This is a genomic window from Roseisalinus antarcticus, from assembly GCF_900172355.1.
Taxonomy (GTDB): domain Bacteria; phylum Pseudomonadota; class Alphaproteobacteria; order Rhodobacterales; family Rhodobacteraceae; genus Oceanicola; species Oceanicola antarcticus_A.
Genome location: NZ_FWFZ01000029.1, coordinates 20,784 through 39,193 on the forward strand (window position 1 = coordinate 20,784; position 18,410 = coordinate 39,193).

The following is an 18,410-nucleotide window of genomic DNA, read 5'->3' on the forward strand; positions in this document are numbered from 1 at the left end:
ATTTCGGATACTCATCCGCAAAAGGGAAAAGTGGGCTTTTTGTCCTTTGGAACTCAGACCCTGATCCAAAGGAAAATCCCCATGTCCAGGCCCAAACCGGCAAACTCGGCTCTCTCAATCTCCGACGCTGATCTCGTCTCTGCGCTGGCGCAAATCGGCGTGGAGATCGACAACCCACCCCTGCGTAGTTCAGCGCTCGCGCGGATCATGCGCGAGACGTTTCATTGCAGCGATGCCGGGGGCGCCTGGGACTGGCGGATGGCCTACGACCTGATGCAGGCCGCGGCCATCCGGGTGCTGGTGTGTGGGGACGACGCGGCATGTGACGTCGCCACCGCAAAGCTCCTCGCCTCCCGGCTCCTGACAGAAACGCGTCGGTCAGAGCAGCAGATCCGGCTGCAGCAGTTTTCCACGCCTCTGCCGTTTGCCTCCCTGGCGGTGCGGGCGGCAGCCATTCGCAAGGACGAGACCGTGCTGGAGCCCTCGGCTGGCACCGGTGCCCTCGCCGCTTTCGCCGCCCAGGCCGGTGCCACGCTTTTGCTCAACGAGATCGACCCCTTTCGCCAGCGCCTCCTGCGCGCCCTCTTCGGCGGCGAGGTCACAGGCCATGACGGCGAGCATATCGACGATCTGCTGCAGACGCCGGTTCTACCCGACGTCGTGGTGATGAATCCGCCCTTCGCATCCTCGGTCGACCGCTCCCGGGACAAGCACATCGCTGCAAAACATCTCATCGCTGCCGCGAAGCGCCTGGCACCCGGCGGGCGGCTTGTGGCGATCATGCCGCCGGGGTTCAGCCCGGAGCGTGATGCCGCGCATTGGTCTCGCGCCTGCGGCCTGCTTACGCCGCGCCTAGCGCTGACGATGCCCGGACAGGTTTACCGCAAGCTCGGCACCTCGGTGGAGACCCAGCTGATGGTCTTCGACAAGGTGCAAGAGGACGGCGAGCTCATCCGCGCCACAGTACAGGATCTGGAGGAAGCCCTTCCTTTTGTCGACGCTGTGGCCGCGACCCGACCCGAGTTGCGCCCCGCCCAACGGGCGGCGATAAGCCCTCATGCGCGATCGGTCGGTCCAGCATCTGTCGCGCGCAAGCACCCAGCTGATGTTGTCGCCGCCGCCAAGCCCCGCGCCAATGCCGCCATCCCGCTCAGCTTCACAAGCTTCGATGTCCCGCGCGACAACACGCCCGTCTCGGACATCTATGCGCGCTACCGCCCGCAGCGGATCGAGATCGCGGGCGCGCAAGAACATCCCACGCCACTCGTCGAGAGCATCGCCATGGCCTCTGTCGCACCGCCCATGCCCTCAGGCGCGGCCAGTGCGGAATTGCGCCTGCCCGCCAAGCTGATCGAGGAGGGACATCTCTCCGAGGCGCAGCTCGAGACCATCATCATGGCACATGATGCCCACGGGCGTGACTTGCCGGGGCGGTTTACGATTGATGACGACCAGACCAAGCTGACGCGCGCCGATGATGATCCCAACGCAAGCGCCTATCGCCTCGCCTATTTCCTCGGGGACGGCACCGGCTGCGGCAAGGGACGCGAATGCGCCGGGCTGATCCTCGTGAACTGGCTTGCCGGGCGCAGGAAGGCGATCTGGGTCTCCAAGTCCGCCACGCTCATCGAGGACGCCATTCGCGACTGGACCGATCTCGGTGGCTCGCCCGCCGACATTCAGCCGCTCTCCAAATGGAAACCGGACCAGCCCATCCCCATGGGCGATGGCATACTCTTCGCGACCTACGCCACGCTGCGTTCCGCGGGCAAACGCGGCACCACGCGGCTGACCCAGATCCTTGATTGGATGGGCGAGGGGTTCGACGGCGTGCTGGCTTTCGACGAGGCCCATGCCATGCAAAACGCTGCCGGGTCTGGTGAGGGCAGGGGGATCAAACCTTCCCAGCAGGGCCTTGCAGGGCTGCGGCTGCAACTGGCCGCGCCGCGTGCCCGCGTGTTCTACATCTCTGCCACGGGCGCCACCAGTGTTCACAACCTGGCCTACGCGGCGCGTCTCGGTCTCTGGGGGCAGGGCCCCGAATACCCCTTCCCGAGCCGCGAGAGCTTTGTCTCGGCGATGGAAGCGGGCGGCGTGGCGGCCATGGAGGTGGTCGCGCGCGATCTCAAGACGCTCGGGCTCTACACGGCCCGCGCGCTCAGCTTCGATGGCGTTGAATATGATGTGCTCGAACACGCGCTCACCCCGGCACAGATCGAAATCTACGACGCCTATGCGACCGCCTTCCGCACGATCCACCACAATCTCGAGGCTGCCCTGACTGCCACCGGCGTCAATGATGCCTCAGGCGAGACCAATGCCTCGGCCGCACGCGCCTCGGCCAAGTCCCGGTTTGAAAGCACCAAGCAGCGGTTTTTCAATCATCTCCTGATGGGCATGAAAGCCCCGACCATCATCCGTGCCATCGAGGAAGATCTGGCAGCAGGCCATGCCTGCGTCATCCAGGTGGTCTCGACGGGCGAAAGCCTGCTCAAGCGGCGGCTTGAGACGATGGACCCGGAGGATGAACTCGTCGAGGGTGCCTTGACGCCGCGCGACTATGTTCTCGGCTACCTCGAACAGGCTTTCCCGATCCATGCGCAAAAGCTGGTCGAGATCGATGGCAACATGGTGGCCGAGCCGCTCCGCGATGAGACCGGCGCGCTCGTCGTCTCGCGTGAGGCGCTCGCCCTGCGCGATGCGGCCATGATGGAGTTGATGACGCTCGCCCCGATCCCCTCGGCGCTCGACCAGATCCTATGGGCCTGCGGCGATGAGGCCGTCGCGGAGGTCACGGGGCGGTCGATCCGGCCCCTCAAGGCCGAAGACGGCCATCTCTTCATCGAGAAGCGTGCCGCCAGCAGCAATTCGTCTGAGACCCAAGCCTTCATGGACGGCGAGAAGGATGTCCTGATCTTCTCCGATGCGGGCGGGACGGGCCGCTCCTATCATGCCTCGAGATCGGCGAAGAACCAGAAGCGGCGGCGGCACTACCTGCTGGAGCCCGGCTGGCGCGCGGATGCGGCTATCCAGGGGCTCGGACGTACGCATCGCTCGGCCCAGGTCAGCGCGCCCTTCTTCCGGGTCTGCACCTCCGATGTGCATGGCGAGAAGCGCTTCACCTCGACGATCAGCAAGCGCCTCGACCAGCTGGGGGCTTTGACCAAGGGCCAGCGCGAGACCGGCTCGCAAGGCATGTTCCGCGAGGAGGATAATCTCGAAAGTCCGATCGCGCGGGCGGCGCTGCGCGGCTACTACGCCGATCTCGCCGCCGGGCGCGCCGAGGCGATGAGTTACGAGAGCTTCACCGACTGGACAGCCCTGCGACTGATCGACAAGGACGGGGTGCTGCTCGAAGAGCTTCCGCCGATCCAGCGGTTCCTCAACCGGGTGCTGGCACTGCCCATCCATATGCAGAACGCGCTCTTTGCGGAGTTCATGCGACGGATTACCGATCAGACCGAACGGGCGCGGGCGGCGGGAACACTCGATCTCGGGGTGGAGACGCTGCGTGGCGAAAAGATCGAACAGGTCGGGGTGGAGGATCTCTGGACCTGCCCGAAATCTGGCGCCGTGACGCGGATCATCGGTCTCGAGGTGACCGACCCGGTCCACGTCCTCGGCGCCGAAGAGGCCATGTCGCGTAATCCGGACAAGACCATGATGGTCAACCGCGCCTCCGGCCGCGCGGCGCTCATCTCGGCGCGGCCCATGCAGATGTATGACGAGGATATCGTCACCCTGATGCGCAAGGCGGTGCGGCCGAACGGGTCGAGCTATCTCGAGGAGGCGCGCTTTGAAGCTTCCGCCTGGGAAGACATCGACAGACCCGAGTTCACCCGGCTTTGGGATGAAGAGGCCGCAGCTCTGCCCAAAACCACCACGACCAAGCTCTACCTGCTGACCGGGCTGCTGCTGCCAATCTGGAAGGATATTCCGACCACGAATGAGCGTATCTACCGGGTCACGCCCGACGGGGTGACCGCGATGATCGGGCGCACGCTGAGCGAGGAAGGGGCGGCAGCGCTACGCGCCCGCTTCCTCGTCTCTAATCCAAAGACGTTGCAAGAGATGCTGACTGCGGCCCTTGGCAGCACCGCGCCGGTCGATCTGGGCCGGGGTCTGACCCTGACCCGTCGCCGCGTCGCGGGCGAGATGCGCCTCGAGCTGGGTGGCGCGGACAAGGGCATGATCGAAGGCCTCAAGGCCCTCGGCTGCTTCACCGAGATCATCGCCTTCCAGCTGCGGGTGTTCCTGCCGCATCGGGAGGGGGTCGATACAGCGGGCATTCTGACCCGGATCGTGGGGCGGGGACCCGCCATGACGGCAGAACAAGCTGCCTGAAAAGTGAAAGCGGGCTTCGGGTCGGGCGTCGCGGATCGAGATTTGGCCGGTCTGCGCTTCCGGGGTGCGGGCAGACCAATGCCATGCTTGGCCCCGCCCCAAACTCCAGACAAGAGGACAGACCCATGACCAATCCCCAGATCGATTATGCCGCGTTGGCGGCTGAGTGGCGCGCGGAGCGCGAAACCTCCCTGAAGGCATCCAGAGAAGCGCTGGTCGCGCAATTGCGCACGCTCGGCATCGCGCAAGTCACAGCAGAATACGAAGGCTATGGCGACTCCGGCAATGTCGAGGATGTGACGGTGCAGCCTGCGGAGGTCAAATTGCCAGAGGCGCTTGCCACAGAGGTTGGCGACTTCGCTTGGTTGCTCGCCTATCACCATCACCCGGGGTTCGAGAACAACGAGGGCGGCTATGGTACGCTGACCTGGGACATCGCAGCCGACAGTATCACCCTCGATCACGCGGACCGTTTCGTGGACTGCTCGCACAGCTATGACGAGGGGCTTTGAGATGGCTCACCCGCTTCATCATGCAGAAAGCTCAGCCCGGAATTTCGGCGGGGTGCCGTCTGACTATCAGGCTGTGCACGACTGGTTCGACGCCTCGAAAGAGCGCCTCGCGCTCTTCACGCACAGGGCGCTGCGCCACCATGCCCAAGGTCTGTTCGAGGCCGAACGTGTCTTCGGCCTGACCCTGACCAATAGCGCGGGACGAGACATCCCCGTGCGCTGGATTGGCGAACAACATGTCCGCGAAGACTGTCAGGGCCGTATCCCGAGCATGGCGGATTGGCTGCGCCGGATCCAGCCCGAGCCGTGGATGGCCAATGGCCATATCGAAGGCCATGTCGGCATCGAGCCCTGCGGCGATCCAAGGGCCGCCTGGGTATCCAAGGTCGCGGCCGGTCGAACGGTTCTCGGCCTGAAGGAATGGATGGCGGCGCGCGCGATGCAAGCGGCGCAAAACGCCTGATAGCTACCGACTCCTTGCCAAACGAATGCTGCGCGGAAGCCCGGTTGGACACCGGGCTTCTTGCATCGTTTCCCCACCAATCTTCTTGAGGAGGATCGCATGACACTCGAAGACATCAAGGCGGCCGTCGATGCTGGCCAGACCGTGCATTGGGCCAATAACGGCTACGTTGTCCACAAAGACCGGCTCGGTCAGTACCTAATCACCTATGTGCCGAACGGCAGCTGCATCGGACTAACCGACCGGAGCGGGCATCGGTTGAATGGAGATGAGATCGAGTTCTTCATCGTGGGCCCGGCGGAGGACTACGAGGAAAATCCGGGCCGCCAATCAAGACCAGACGGGCAGGGAAGGGGTACAGCACCCGGAGGCGCGGCGGCACACCCACTCAGACGGCAGCGCTGAGCCGGGGGCGGGGCATAAAGGGAAAGCAAGCTTTCGGTTTTGCGACTCCTCAAGGGGTCGAGAAAGCAATCCCGGATGCGCTGGCAAGGACGTCAGGCACCGGCCAATCCAGAAGGAACCATCCCATGTTCGCAGGAACCCTCACCCGCAATGTCGAGACCGCAGCCGCCGAGTACTCCGGCATGATCCACGGGACGCGCTTTGACATCGCCATCCAGCTCGAGGCACGGGCCAAGATGTCCGCGCGCAGCCCGGATTACGACGTCACGGCGGTGAACAAATCCGGTCGCAAGGTGCGCATCGGCACGGCTTGGAACGAAACCGGCAATACCAGTGGCAACCCCTACATCTCGATGCAGATCGATGTCGGCCTGGGCCCGTTCCGGGTCAACGCGGTGCAAACCAAAGAGGCGCGCGCGGCCCAGAGCGGCGCGTTCGAGATCATCCCGCTGGTCTCGAACGCCCTGATGAAATCCGGGTCGATCTCGGGCGAGATGACTGCGATGGATGCCGACAATGCCTTCACCGGCTACATCGCCAACATGATGTTCGATCTGGAGTTCATGCTGATCGAGAACAGCTACAAAGCCGAGGAGACCCACCCCGATTACCGGATCGAGGTCAGCTCGCCCCGTGGCACGCCGATCCGCGTTGGGTCGGCCTGGATGGCAAAAAGCAGCCGCACCGGCAACGACTACCTGTCGCTGCTGATCAACACGCCCGATGGCGACCTGCGGGTCAACGCCGTGCAGAACGAAGAGCAGCGCGGTGGCCAGACCTTCTCGATCATCCCGTTCATTGACAGCGGTGAGCAGCCGCAGGACGCGGGCGCGGGGCTGTCACTGGTTGCGTGATCCAGTAACGAGACTTGAGCATCTGAACCGAAAGGGGAGCCGTGGGAACACGGTTCCCCTTTTTGCTGTGCTGGCGTGGTTGAGAGATAATATCTGTAATCGCGGGACTTGGACTGAGTTCGGTCGTGGCAAACGCAATGCCAGCTATGCTGGGGCTGCAAAATTGCGCGAAGGTTTGACCCAAAGCAGTCAGTCGGAGTGCGTTTGCTTACCCCAATGATGCTGTGGATCGTTCAGGTGGACGTACAAGATTGCCAATGGCTAAACGAGTAAGCCCACAACTCAAGAAATCCGTCGTCCTGCCTGGGTGGTGGATCCCTTCTTCCTGAAGATGCTGTACTGAAAGCTCTGCTGGTTACCCTTCGGCGTGATGTGCATATGCCGTCTCGTGTCGATCAGCTCGAACTGGCCGGGATGCAACCGGTCGAGTTCCTCTGCCAGAGCTTCGGGCGCATACCGAACTACCGAGAGCCCCGAGCACTTCTCGGGCCCATCTTCGGCAAAGGTCGCGATGATAGCGATCCCACCGGAACGGAGCGCCCGTGTCATGGCGCGCACATAAGCAGCGCGATCCTCGGCGTCGGTCAGAAAGTGAAATACGGCCCGGTCGTGCCAGACCGCGTATTGCCGATCAGCTTGCCACCTTGTCACGTCTGCTTCGACCCACGCGACCTTGTCGCTGTGCGAACCGAGCCGCTGCCTGCTCTGGGCCAATGAGGCGTCGGAAAGGTCCAGCGCGGTAAGCGGGCCGAGACCCGTCTCGAGCAATGCATCCACCAGCCGCGACGCCCCGGCACCAACGTCGATGAAAGCCTCGCCGGGTTTTAGATAGGTTCGCACAAGATCCAGCGAGACCTCGGGCGTCGCCTCGAACCACGTCAGTTCGTCTTCTGCGCGCGCGTCATAGACGCCGTCCCAGTGCTTTTGTTCACCCGCCGTCATCGCTCAAACCTCCGTTGAAATCAGGGTATAGCTGAACGCGTCAAAGCTGGAAACCGGAACTGATCGGCCGATAACGTCAAGCACCCGGTATCTTTGAGCAACGCTGACAAGATGCCTCGATTTCACCATTGAAATTATCAGCAAAGCGTCTCGATGGATAGTTCATCCCTGAGTCTCACCAGGTCATGCGCCTTTGTACCGGGTGAACACCTCGGTATTGGCATACTGGCGGATCAGGACGACATCATACGCCTCCCGTTGTCTTTACGGTCCCATAAACGTAAAATGCCAAAGATGGGTTGTGGAACGCCAGCTGCGATCGAGATGCTGGCGGCATTGCAGGCGAAGGCGGAAAACAGGTTCTGCTTGATCGCTAGTGCGCGGTGAAAGAGGCACCTGCGGTTTCCCGCAGGTGCTATCGATTAATTGCTTTGGACGATCTCGCTGTAATCGCCACGCAACTGGATCGTGATCGTGATCGCCGTGCTATCGCGGTTCCGCCAGAACCACCCGTGATTGCCGGCAAAGGGGGCTTCGATACTGCCCTCGCCAGCCGTTTCGCCGCGGCCACGCTCGTAATCGATCGACTCGCCGCCGCCATGGGCGTGGAGGTCAAAGTTGACCCGCCCCCCGGTCGCTGTCCATGCGTATTCGACGACATTCCCGGCTTCCATCGTCATCTTGACTTCGGCGCTGGCCCCGGGTTCGAGGGTGAATGTCACTTCGTCTCGCCAGACTTCTTGCGCCTCTTGGGCATGGGCAGTGCCGATAAACAGACCGAAGACGGCGTCAAGAACGCTCGACGATTGGTCCTGACCAAGTTGCTCGTCCAGCAAGCGGTCTGCCTCAGCCTCTGCGGCAAGCTCTAGCTTGATCTCGCCCATTTCGGTCAGCCCGAGAACGCGACCAACTCCGGTCGGGTCAATGGCATGTTCTGCGGGCAGGTAGACGGTGACCAAGATCACCACTGCTCCGATCCCCGCGATGACGCTTGAGCGGAACAATTGCGCCTTGGTCGGCAGGTCTTCGAGGTTCGGTTTGGGTGCGTTGTTCATGTGAATATCCAATCTATGCTTATGTTGAGGCGATGTAACCGGCGATCTGATAGCCGGTTAGCCAGATGCCGAGGCCCATCATCACCAGGTTTGCGACGGTGGCCTGCCGCATGAAGTCGGGGTGGCGGCGCCAATACCCCATGACGATCAGGATCACGGCGAGCGCGAGCAGTTGGCCCACCTCGACCCCGACATTGAACGCCAGCAGGTTCGCCAGAAGCCCATCCTGCGGGATGTCATACTCGAGGATCTTGGTGGCGAGGCCTGTGCCATGGAACAGGCCGAAGATCAGCGTGGCGGCCTTGGTGTTGGGCTGGAACCCGAACCATTTCTGGTAGTAACCGAGGTTGTCGAGCGCCTTGTAGACCACGGACAGGCCAATGATCGCGTCGATGATGTAGGCGTTGATGCCCCAGCCATACCAGACGCCCAATAGCATCGTGACCGAATGGCCGATGGCAAACAGGCTGACGTAGATGCCGACGTCCTTCATTTTGTAGAGAAAGAAGACGACGCCCAGCAGAAACAGGATGTGGTCGTAGCCCGTCACCATGTGTTTGGCGCCGAGATAGATGAAGGGGATGATCTTCACCCCCCAGATTTCCTGAATATAGCCTGCGTCACCTGCGGTAACGTTATGGGCAAGAGCCTGGCTGACGGTCAGCATGAATGCCGCCAGCATAATTAAGGTCAGCGTGGCCAACTGGCGTGGTGCCAATGCCCGCAGGACCCGCGAAGTCGAGGTCATGATGGATCTCCGGTGTGTTGTTGACTGATCGGTGAAGCTGCGCGGAAGCGGCGCCGATCAGACGCGCGGAGGTCGTTCGATCAGATATGCACGATGCGGCCCGCTTGAAGAAGGGTGAAGCCGGAAATTGTCTCGGTACCCCCAGAGTGGGTGCGAGCTTGCGCCGAGCGCGAGCAGGGCCTGACTATGATCATGGTCGGCAACATCATGGCTATGTCCATGGAGCGCCCAGTAAAGGTCCTCCTCGAGCCCGTGCGAATGGCCGTGTTCGGCAATCATTTCAGCATGATCGGCCACAACCTCGAACACCGACGGGGTGTGGCTTATGCTTGGCGCCAGAGACCAGACCATAAGCGACAGGCATAGAAGTGCCGCAAGCGCACTCCGTCCGTATGTTCGCAAGGGTTTCACCGGTTTGCCTGCCTGCTCGTTTTAAGTTCGCGGCACGTTGGTCGTGCCAGCTTGTTCTATCCTCTGGGGGAGGATAACTTCCTTTTATGACAAAGCCCCATCTGCATGCAACCCATCCCGCTCTCGTTGCCCGGCTGAAGCGCGCCGATGGGCATCTTCGCGCCGTAATCGAAATGATCGAGGCGGGAAAGCCCTGCCTCGAGATCGCGCAACAGATGCAGGCGGTTGAAAAGGCCGTCGCGAATGCCAAGCGTGCACTGATCCACGATCACCTCGACCATTGCCTCGATGCCGAGCATTCGACTGCCGATCGCGACCAGTTGAAAGCCATTTCCCGATACCTCTGAGGACATCGCCATGCTGGAAGTTCTTGCCGACCGCACCTATCGCCATCTGTTCCTTGCTCAGGTCGTAGCCCTTCTGGGCACCGGGCTTGCCACGGTTGCGCTCGGACTTCTCGCCTACGATCTGGCGGGCGACAATGCAGCGATGGTGCTTGGCACGGTTTTCACCATCAAGATGGTCGCCTATTGTCGCGTTGCCCTTAAATCTGAGACGCGGCGCGTTCGGCTACATTTTTTGCCCTTAATAGTGAGATTCGACTGCCATCGGGCCTATGCTTCTTGCACGCCGTTGCGCGATGTGATCAACCGCAGCGAGCAAACGTTGCTCCTTCTCGAAGGTGCGCAGTAGAGCAACCCTTGCATAGTCGTCGATGTCGGAGCTGACGATGGCTGCTTTGACCAAGGGACGAGATCGAGCGGCAGCGATCGCTGCGAGGCAGAATAGCCTCACTTCCTGTCGATGGCTCTGAAGAGCGAACAACGGCTCCCCGCGGAAGGTCACTAGTGACATGGCAAAGGTGACCGCGCGCATGGCGCGCCGAAGTTGCTTGGGGCTGCTTAATTGGGCGGCGCACTCAAGCATCCCTGCCCCGCGGCGCGCACGATTTACCAGTTTTTCGGATATCTGTTCGCCTCTGGGCTTGCCAAGGGTCTGCACAAGTCTCGTGCCGCAAACCTGGCAGTCGAATGCCCAGGCTCGCCTCCAATGCCTGAGCAAAAGGCCCCGTCGGGAGCATTCCGGACAAGACTGGAACGGGACCCGGGCCGTCAGCAGGGCTTCTGCTGGCGTCATTGTCGGAAAAGTCAAAGACCGCACGATGTCGGGGTTGGTTCGTGCGGCGTCGGAAATTTTCTCCGCCGCAGCCGCGTCGACGTTGAAGTCCAAGGAGGCGCCATGTGTAGTATCGATTTCGATATGAGCCAGCAGTTCCGCGTCATCACAGTAGTTGGCCGCAGCCAGCCGGGACAACCAACCTGACAACAACTCGTCTGGCAAAGGCGCGACAGTCTTCGGGAGCGGGCGCGGCGTCACACCCCGGACTTCTCGAGCCGCCGCCCAGCGGACGCGTGACGCGACCAAACCGGCGTCCATCTGGCGATTGCGTCATCGGTGATGCATTCCTCGCCTGTGACGATGGCGTCAATGGAAAGATCCTTGACCAGAGCGAAGATGCGCGAGGTCACGCCACCGGTCAGTGCCAAGACCTGCTTGAGAGATTTGACCTTCAGGTTGGATTTCTTTTCGAGTGGCATGGCAGCAATAAGTGTCTGAATCATGTCTGAGAATTCGGCGTCGTCGCGCCAGTTTGGCAGGTGATGTTCGTCCAGCCGTCGAGCTAGCTGGATATCGCCGCGAATGGCATCTACGGCCTCTCTGACCCCGAGGCAGACCAGCGACACCTCGAGTTCATTGCTGAGATACCGAAGAACATTGAGAAAGCGGCGCTGTTCGCGATGGGTCCCGGCCAAGAGGTTGTGGACCTCGTCGATCATGATCATCCGCAAGCCAAGGTCGCGCAAGAGCGCGACGACACGGACTTCGAGGGAGGCCACATTTTGAGCGCGCGCGCTCAGTGCCGTGGCCGGTGCCCCGACGGTCGCAAGGATGTGCAGATAGAACCGCCGTTCGTCGGGAGCTGGCGGTGCTTGTAACAGCAACAGCGGCGTTCGCGTAATTCCCGATGCTGGATCATATTCCGGTGCAAATCTGCGCGACAGGTTGCGGGCTATCATCGTCTTTCCGATCCCCGACGCGCCATGCACAAGAAGGCCAGGCATACGGGTTTGCCTTGGCGCTTCGATCATATCCTGCAAACGGTCCAGAACTTGTTCAGCCCGCGGAAAGCCAATCCAGATGTCCGATTGAATGAGGGCGATCCGACCGTCTTCCTCAGTTGTCCCTGCCCTCAATTCACCATCTCTCCACCTTGAACAATGGCCGCGATGTATCACCCGTGTCGATCGGGCGCAGCCCTTCGGTTGTCGCGACAGCCGAGTTAGAGCCCTTAATTGCAGTTTTTCGTTCACGCGACCGGCGTTCAGCCTTGGTAAGTCCCCGGCTTTCAGCCTCGATCTGGCGTTGCTGTCGGATCAGCTCAGCGAGAACCAGTTCATTCGACTCCGACTTTCCAAGGGCACGTGCCTTCCTCATGGCTTCGCGGTATTCCCAGAGAGACACGGGTGGGATTTCCAGGTTTCGGTACCGAGCCTCGACGTATCGGCCGCCATCCAGTTCGACCCAGATCACCGAGAGGTCGCGAGGGTCGTAGCGAACGACCACCCTTCCATCCCCGCGCCCAATATGGCCTGCAAGGGCATCGGACCAGTACCGTATCTGGAACAGATGGATGCCATCACGCCTGACCTTGCGCAGTTCGCTTGGCAGGAAACTCACCCAAAAGGCTTCCATCTCAAAGGGGATGTCGCCCATCATCTCCGCTGAGAGCGCCTCCCATTTGGCGACGGGCGTACAGCCAAGACTTGAATGAATGCTGTTGTTGTAGCGGCAGATTTCCAACGCGAACCAGCGATCGAATTCGCTTAACGTCATGGTGGCCATGCCTTCGGCATCGTAGTCGCCCTTGGCCAAGACCGAGGATTGCGTTGTTCCCGGCAACAGATGTACGGCCCCCATCATCGTACCGATCAACCGTTCGATGTGCCCTCCGAAATGAGGACTTCCCGGCGGCCTATAGACCAGATTGATCCCCCATTCCGCACATGCCGACCGAAAGGCATGCGACCGGAAATCGCGGCCGTTGTCGACGTGGATGCTGTGCGGTTTACCCTGTGCGGGCCAAGAAACACTGCACTCCAATTCCGCCAGAAGCTCCGCCTTAGGGGTCACCGCCTGCGTCAGGCAAAGCGCCACTGACAGTCGAGAAGGTGCCTCGAGAGCGACGTAGTATCCGGTCACCATCCGCGTGGCGATATCGATCGCCAGAGTGACCCAAGGTCGGCCAATTGGGTGGCGATCAAAACTGTCGACAAGAATGATGTCCGCAGGCGTGTGGTCGATTTGAACGACCTCCAGTGGCTGCTTTGCCTTGTTCTCGCCTGTGACGGGCGCAAATTTCTGGCGGGCTGCCTTTGCGCCCACTCGTGCCTTGGCAACTTCGCGGGCATCCATTGCATCCAGCCTGCGCTGAACCGTCCGCCGCGTCGGGGGTTGCAAGCCCTGTTGCCAGCATGCGCTGCGGATTTCTGTCGCGACGCGCGACAGGCTCGGACGTTCACGCCGCAAGAAATAACGGCGAAGATGCTCTTCGATCACCGCTTCTACCTTACCGGATATCAAAGTCGTACCAGTCGGGCGGCCCCGTTTTCGCGAAGCCAGAGCGCTGGTACGCCCACCCTCCTCGGCCAACCGCTTTATCCATCGCCAGACTGTCGCTCTGCTTACACCGAGTTCCCAAACGGCATCATTGATGCCACTTTCCAGACTGCCAGTACCTTTGAGATATGCTTGGACAAGAGGACGCAGCACGGCCGCCCTGCGCACCTCTTCCGCACCAACGGCAACGGTGCCTTCGCCATCTTTGTCCATCGATATTTGCCGCACACGCCTGTGAACCCTGTCTCAGGTTTAAGGGCAAAAATATCGGAGTTAAAGGCAAAATCTCATATTTAAGGGCAAAGCACAGCCGTTGATCTCGTTGAATTTCTCATCTCACAATTAAGGGCTACGCGACACGGGCTGTCACCAACCAGTTGCTGAGGCGTTCGGCAAAATAGGCATTGTCGAGCGCCTTCCATGCCTCATCAATTACGATGATCGTGGGCTTGCGGTCTTCGATCACCCGCTCCACGCGGCGGAAGAGATAGGACAGCACCGCCATGCGTTCCCGCTCGCTTTCGGAATCGAGGATGCCGGTCAGATCGAAGCCGGAAACGTCGCCATCGAGGCTGAACGTGTCGTCGGTGTTCGCTCCGAAGATCCAGCCGTAGCGCCCCTCGGCCGTCCATTCCTGCATGCGCTCGAAAAGATCGCCCTCGTCATCGGTCGAGACCAGCAGCGAGGCGAAATCCGACCAGTTGCGCAAACCCGCATTCCCGGCACTGGCGTTCTGGCGCACAACCTCTTGCAGCCGGTTGGTCTGCACCGGGGTCAGGGGCCGGTCGCGGCGCTCAAGGAGGCTTGCAAGCCAGTCGGCGAGCCAGGCCTGACCGCGCGCATCGATCTCGGTCTGCAAGGGATTAAGCCCTGTGGGCCGTCCTGCCCGCACGGTTGAATAGCTGCCCCCCAAGGCGCGAACCGCCATCTCCATACCGGCGCGGTAATCGAAGACGAACAGTCGCGCGCCCGCACGTCGAGCCATGGTCATTAGAAAGGCCGCGAGCACGGATTTGCCTGAGCCGGGACGGCCCAAAATCAGCGTATGTCCGCCCGTGGGTTCCCGGTCTGGCGCGCCCTGTTCGTGGAAATTGAAGCGAAAGCCGCTGCGCTCTGGCGTCGGAAAAAGCGTGATAGGCACGCCCCAGGGCAGTTCCGCTCCGGTCTTGCCAAGTGGGGTGCGGTGGAACGTGGCGAGATCGGCGAAGTTGTGGTTGGTGATCGCGGCCTTGCGGCTCCGCGCGCCAGTATTCCCGGGATGTTGCGCCATGAAATGAGCCCGCGCCCCAAAAGCTTCCGAGATCAGATTGATGCCGGAGGTCGCAGCGATGTTGCGGATCTCGGACGCAATGTCGTCGAGGGCTGCTTGACTGCGGGCATAAACCGCCACCGTCATGTGATGCTCGCCAAAGATCAGGCGTTTGGATTCCAGATCGTCCTGGGCCAGTTCTAGTTCCTGCGCGAGACTGACGGCCCCGTCATTGGCGGCTTGCATCAGGCGGAGCTGCCGTTTGATACGGCCGGCCATGATGTTGACGTTGATCGGCACGAAAGAATGGGTGACCACCATGTCGACGGGCAGGTTCAGCTCGTCGAGCATCAGGCTGTCGGTCTTGGCGGGGTAGTTCTTGACCGCAAAGATTGCGCCGACTTTATCGCCGACGGCCCCGTCACTGAGCGCAATGGTTGTGCCCCGGAAGGTGACGCGGGTATTGGCCACGTCTTCCGCAATCACCCCAAGACGTGAGCGGGGAAAGAGTGGATGCTCCTCGCCGGTGTTGAGCGAGCCGAGAAACCCCAGAAGCTCGCCGGTGCTGGCGGAGAGCAAGCGGGGCTTCAGCTCATCGAAGGACGACAGCAGAAACCCCACGACTTCATCGAGCTTGCGCAACCGGCGGGTCGTGTCGGCACCAAACCGCGTGCGGGAGGCACCAAGGCCAAAGGGCAGGCGGCTGCCGGTCTCGGGGCGTTTCAGAATCGAAAGGGTCAGTGTCTTGTCGCGCAAGCCCGCTTGCCCGAGATGGGCGCGCCAGCGCTGGTCGAGGGCAGAGGCAAACCCTTCACCCGGGATGGGGGGCAGGGTCACATCGACCGCTTTTGAAACCTTGTGCAGATAGAAAGAAAATCCGGTGCCAACTTGGGCGACGATCCCGGCCAGCAGGCTGCCGATCCGGTCAAGATGCGCGTCCTCGCTTGTGGTGCTGTTCACCCCCTCAAGGCGGATGCATTGCATCAGCTCGTTGCCCCGCGTCCGGATTGTCCGGTCAGTGACAAGGCTGACATAGGGCAGCATCGAGGAAAGCCGCTTCTCGCCCTTGACCCAAGGGGGCAGCGCAGTCAGCGGGTCGAGCCCGGCCTCATCCTGGTCAACTGCGTCTAGCAGTCTATCACGGGGCATAGCTGTCACCTCCGTGGAGCTTGCGGTTCGTGGTGGGCGGGGTTTCTTGCAAGGTGATCATCAGGACATCGAGGAAGTTCGGATCCCAGTCCGCGGCTTTCCAGAGCGCAGGCCAAGCGAGGCCTGCGCCCACGGCCACCAACCCGCTCTGTACCCAGAGGAAGAGCAAGCTAGAGCCGAAGAGCCAGACCATGGCATACATGATCGGCAGACCCATGAGTTTGGGCGGCCTTAGAAGGCCAATGAAGACGCGGGACTGGTCAGCCATGGGTTTTGCTCAGGTCGTCCAGATCGCGGCGACAATGGTGGGTGCCGCAGCAATGCCGGCGATGGCCACCACTACCCACAGCGCTTGGCGGAAATCGAGGATGCCAAAGAGCCAGGACAGAAACACACCGATCAGCGCCAATGTGCCGATCACGATGCCCAAGGGACCAGTGATCGCATCGACGATGCCCTGCAGCAGGGTTTGCACCGGCGAAAGGTCGATGCTCTGCGCAAGGGCAGGCCCCGCCAGCACGATAAGGGCCACCGCGCCAAGTGCTGCAAAAGTAGGTTTGGACGTCACGACAGGTCTCCTCTGAGCCGCTGGAACACGGCTGTCACACGGGCCACATGGCCTTGGGTTTCTCTAAAAGGGGGAATGCCGCCGTGGCGGGTCACCGCTTCGGGACCGGCATTATAGGCCGCAAGTGCCAGCGCCGGATCGCCAAACTGCTCAAGCAGCATCAGCAGGTACCGGGCGGAACCGTCGAGGTTCTGAGCCATGTTATGCGGATCGACGACAAGATCGCGCGCCGTCTCGGGCATGAGTTGGCCAAGCCCGATGGCGCCGACAGGGCTGAGCGCGCCTGGGTTATAGGCGCTCTCGACCTCGATGTTGGCGCGGTAGAACAGCGCCCAGTCGGTCACCGAGAGCCCTGCGCGGCGCAAGGCGCTGTGGCCTGCATAGCGCAGCGCCGTAGTCTCGATGGCTAGAAGGATTTCTGGGGGAGCGCGAACGGCGCGCGGGGCAATAATGGCAGCCGCCGCGACAGGGCTCAGAGGATCATTGTCTGCAGGGGTCTGCGGTGCTGCAAAAAGAAAAATCCGATCTGTTTGGCCCACGCTCTGGGTCTCATCGTCGCCTCGGAACGCGCGCAGGGTGCTCTGTTCGGCGGTGACGGAGATCAGTTGGCCGTCAGGGCTAACCGAAAAGATAAAGCCGTTGGCGCCCGTCAGTGTTTCGGCGGTCAGTGGAGCGGCACAAACCCCGGTTGCCAGCGCAAAGACGAGACCAAGCGCGCGATCAGTCGCCCTTGACCAGAACCGGGCCGGTCCGCGGCTCGGGCGTGCGCCCTGGTGCCGCGTGTCGTTCGCGCCCACCCTCTTCGAGCGGGATGCAGGTCGTTTTGCAGCCCATGTCAGCCAGGAAGCTGACGAGGCCAACGATGGTCTTGAAATCGCGCAGCTTGAGGACGCTGCGGCTGGTGACGAGCATCTTGTCGTCACGCCCGTCAGCGGCCACGGCCCGGACAACCCAGGTGCCGTACCAGCTGTTGTGGCGCTTTTCAGCCGCTTCCTTGCAGACCACCTCGATGAGGTAGCCGTCCGCAAGCAGGCCGCGCAATCCGTCTTCTGTAACCACATTCGGAGCTTCTTCTATCATGGCCATCCGCTTTAGGTCCTTTCCCTGCCTGAGGTGCAGTATCAGTCCCACGGAGTCGCAACACCATGGGAGATACAAGACAACATTAACGATAGCAAGACAATAAAAACGACTTGACGAAACTCGCCTTGCTTCGATAACAGTGATACCTGACAACAGCGTGATCTTAAAGACGGCAAAGGAGTTTTGCCCTGCACATGACTAGTGCGCGCAACAGAGCCTTGCTGCTGATGATCATCGCTGCTTTGGCGGCAGGTCGAGTGGATGCCTGCACTCCGCCGGAGCGGCCGTTCCTTCCCCAAGCCCGAGAAGACATGCGGATCTACTCGGATCTGATTCGGGAAGATTTCGAGAGCTATATCGCTCAGGTGCAGGATTATTTCCGCTGCCTCGATGAAGAGCGTGCCCGGGCGTTTGTCGAGGCCCGCGAGGTCACCGAGGACTATGGACGGTTCATTGACGCTCTTGAGTAAGGTGCCGCGAGAGCAGCCTGCGTTCTCTCAAGGATCCCGACCTGGAAATAACCCCGGCACCCATCTCCAACATACTTTGCCGGGATCTGCCGTCTGAGCGGTGCTTCGCGGAGGTAAGGCCTGACCTCTGCAGCAATGAAGTCTGACTGCGGCGGCGTTTGAAGCCGTCGTGGCGCATTTGAGCCTACCAAACCACTGCGCGGCTCACGCCGTTGCCGTTAACCGATGCTTCCCATCGCCCTACGATGAAATCTCCTTGCTATCGTCCGTGTTGTTTTGTATCGCAACACTATTATAGAGGGAGTCGGAAACATGAAGCAAATGATCCGAAGCGCTGCGACTGCCGCAGCTAGTCGCCCGTGAATTCCTCGATTATGCGGCTACGCGGCGATCAGCTGTTGCGCTGTACGGCGTCGTCGGATTGCCGACGTTGTAGAGACGGCAGAGGATCCAGACGAAAAGCAACCTGATCCAGGCTG

General features: G+C 61.2%; 17 protein-coding genes and 2 pseudogenes. 8 read left to right on the top strand and 11 right to left on the bottom strand.

Features of this window, described 5'->3' with window-relative positions; genetic code table 11:
• Positions 1–81: 81 nt before the first annotated feature.
• The 5 genes from ROA7023_RS18490 (at position 82) to ROA7023_RS18510 (ending at position 6,578) form a co-directional block, all read left to right on the top strand.
• Positions 82–4,344 (top strand): strawberry notch-like NTP hydrolase domain-containing protein, encoded by a 4,263-nt coding sequence (locus ROA7023_RS18490; RefSeq protein WP_085880503.1) that lies wholly within the window; start codon positions 82–84, stop codon positions 4,342–4,344.
• Positions 4,345–4,469: 125 nt separating this feature from the next.
• On the top strand, positions 4,470–4,856 hold the full coding sequence (locus ROA7023_RS18495) for a DUF6878 family protein (protein WP_085880504.1): 387 nt from the start codon (positions 4,470–4,472) through the stop codon (positions 4,854–4,856).
• A 1-nt stretch (position 4,857) separates the two neighbouring features.
• Entirely contained in the window at positions 4,858–5,319 is a 462-nt protein-coding gene (locus tag ROA7023_RS18500; RefSeq protein ID WP_085880505.1) for a DUF6915 family protein, read from the top strand.
• Between the two features lie 99 nt (positions 5,320–5,418).
• Positions 5,419–5,724: a hypothetical protein gene (locus tag ROA7023_RS18505; protein ID WP_085880506.1), complete on the top strand. Its 306-nt coding sequence runs from the start codon at positions 5,419–5,421 to the stop codon at positions 5,722–5,724.
• Between the two features lie 125 nt (positions 5,725–5,849).
• The gene (locus ROA7023_RS18510) at positions 5,850–6,578 is read left to right on the top strand and encodes a DUF736 family protein (RefSeq protein ID WP_085880507.1); all 729 of its coding nucleotides are present in this window, start codon (positions 5,850–5,852) and stop codon (positions 6,576–6,578) included.
• A 282-nt stretch (positions 6,579–6,860) separates the two neighbouring features.
• On the opposite strand, the gene ROA7023_RS18515 is transcribed toward ROA7023_RS18510, so the two are convergent.
• The 3 genes from ROA7023_RS18515 to ROA7023_RS18525 form a co-directional block, all read right to left on the bottom strand.
• The gene (locus tag ROA7023_RS18515; RefSeq protein WP_085880508.1) at positions 6,861–7,520 is read right to left on the bottom strand and encodes a class I SAM-dependent methyltransferase; all 660 of its coding nucleotides are present in this window, start codon (positions 7,518–7,520) and stop codon (positions 6,861–6,863) included.
• Positions 7,521–7,942: 422 nt separating this feature from the next.
• Positions 7,943–8,575 (bottom strand): transmembrane anchor protein, encoded by a 633-nt coding sequence (locus ROA7023_RS18520; protein WP_085880509.1) that lies wholly within the window; start codon positions 8,573–8,575, stop codon positions 7,943–7,945.
• 19 nt (positions 8,576–8,594) lie between these two features.
• Positions 8,595–9,323, bottom strand: a complete 729-nt coding sequence (locus ROA7023_RS18525; RefSeq protein ID WP_085880510.1) for a HupE/UreJ family protein — start codon at positions 9,321–9,323, stop codon at positions 8,595–8,597.
• A 497-nt stretch (positions 9,324–9,820) separates the two neighbouring features.
• On the opposite strand from ROA7023_RS18525, the gene ROA7023_RS18535 reads away from it, so the two are divergent.
• Positions 9,821–10,081, top strand: coding sequence for a metal-sensing transcriptional repressor (locus ROA7023_RS18535; protein WP_085880512.1), 261 nt, complete (start codon positions 9,821–9,823; stop codon positions 10,079–10,081).
• 10 nt (positions 10,082–10,091) lie between these two features.
• Positions 10,092–10,272: pseudogene (locus tag ROA7023_RS18540) on the top strand (MFS transporter); the annotation flags it as partial.
• Positions 10,273–10,319: 47 nt separating this feature from the next.
• Here the strand turns inward: ROA7023_RS18540 and ROA7023_RS18545 are convergent.
• The 8 genes and pseudogenes from ROA7023_RS18545 to ROA7023_RS18580 all read right to left on the bottom strand — a co-directional run bounded on the left by ROA7023_RS18545 (position 10,320) and on the right by ROA7023_RS18580 (position 17,464).
• Complete coding sequence (locus ROA7023_RS18545; protein ID WP_234992320.1) at positions 10,320–11,171, bottom strand: TniQ family protein; 852 nt, start codon at positions 11,169–11,171, stop codon at positions 10,320–10,322.
• Positions 11,108–11,989: a TniB family NTP-binding protein gene (locus ROA7023_RS18550; protein ID WP_085880513.1), complete on the bottom strand. Its 882-nt coding sequence runs from the start codon at positions 11,987–11,989 to the stop codon at positions 11,108–11,110. Before ROA7023_RS18550 ends, ROA7023_RS18545 begins: the two co-directional genes overlap by 64 nt.
• A gap of 1 nt (position 11,990) precedes the next feature.
• Positions 11,991–13,625 carry a TnsB C-terminal domain-containing protein gene (locus ROA7023_RS18555; RefSeq protein WP_143535634.1) on the bottom strand — a complete coding sequence of 545 codons (1,635 nt, stop codon included), beginning with the start codon at positions 13,623–13,625 and terminating at the stop codon, positions 11,991–11,993.
• Positions 13,626–13,770: 145 nt separating this feature from the next.
• Positions 13,771–15,810: pseudogene (locus tag ROA7023_RS18560) on the bottom strand (VirB4 family type IV secretion/conjugal transfer ATPase); the annotation flags it as partial.
• On the bottom strand, positions 15,800–16,078 hold the full coding sequence (locus tag ROA7023_RS18565; RefSeq protein ID WP_085880515.1) for a VirB3 family type IV secretion system protein: 279 nt from the start codon (positions 16,076–16,078) through the stop codon (positions 15,800–15,802). The gene ROA7023_RS18565 and the pseudogene ROA7023_RS18560, both read right to left, overlap by 11 nt.
• Positions 16,079–16,087: 9 nt before the next feature.
• Positions 16,088–16,378 carry a TrbC/VirB2 family protein gene (locus tag ROA7023_RS18570; RefSeq protein WP_085880516.1) on the bottom strand — a complete coding sequence of 97 codons (291 nt, stop codon included), beginning with the start codon at positions 16,376–16,378 and terminating at the stop codon, positions 16,088–16,090.
• Positions 16,375–16,917, bottom strand: a complete 543-nt coding sequence (locus ROA7023_RS18575; RefSeq protein WP_306372504.1) for a lytic transglycosylase domain-containing protein — start codon at positions 16,915–16,917, stop codon at positions 16,375–16,377. The genes ROA7023_RS18570 and ROA7023_RS18575 overlap by 4 nt, the downstream gene beginning before the upstream one ends.
• A gap of 181 nt (positions 16,918–17,098) precedes the next feature.
• The gene (locus tag ROA7023_RS18580; RefSeq protein WP_370739247.1) at positions 17,099–17,464 is read right to left on the bottom strand and encodes a hypothetical protein; all 366 of its coding nucleotides are present in this window, start codon (positions 17,462–17,464) and stop codon (positions 17,099–17,101) included.
• 224 nt (positions 17,465–17,688) lie between these two features.
• On the opposite strand from ROA7023_RS18580, the gene ROA7023_RS18585 reads away from it, so the two are divergent.
• Positions 17,689–17,931, top strand: a complete 243-nt coding sequence (locus ROA7023_RS18585) for a hypothetical protein (protein ID WP_085880520.1) — start codon at positions 17,689–17,691, stop codon at positions 17,929–17,931.
• Positions 17,932–18,410 lie beyond the last annotated feature (479 nt).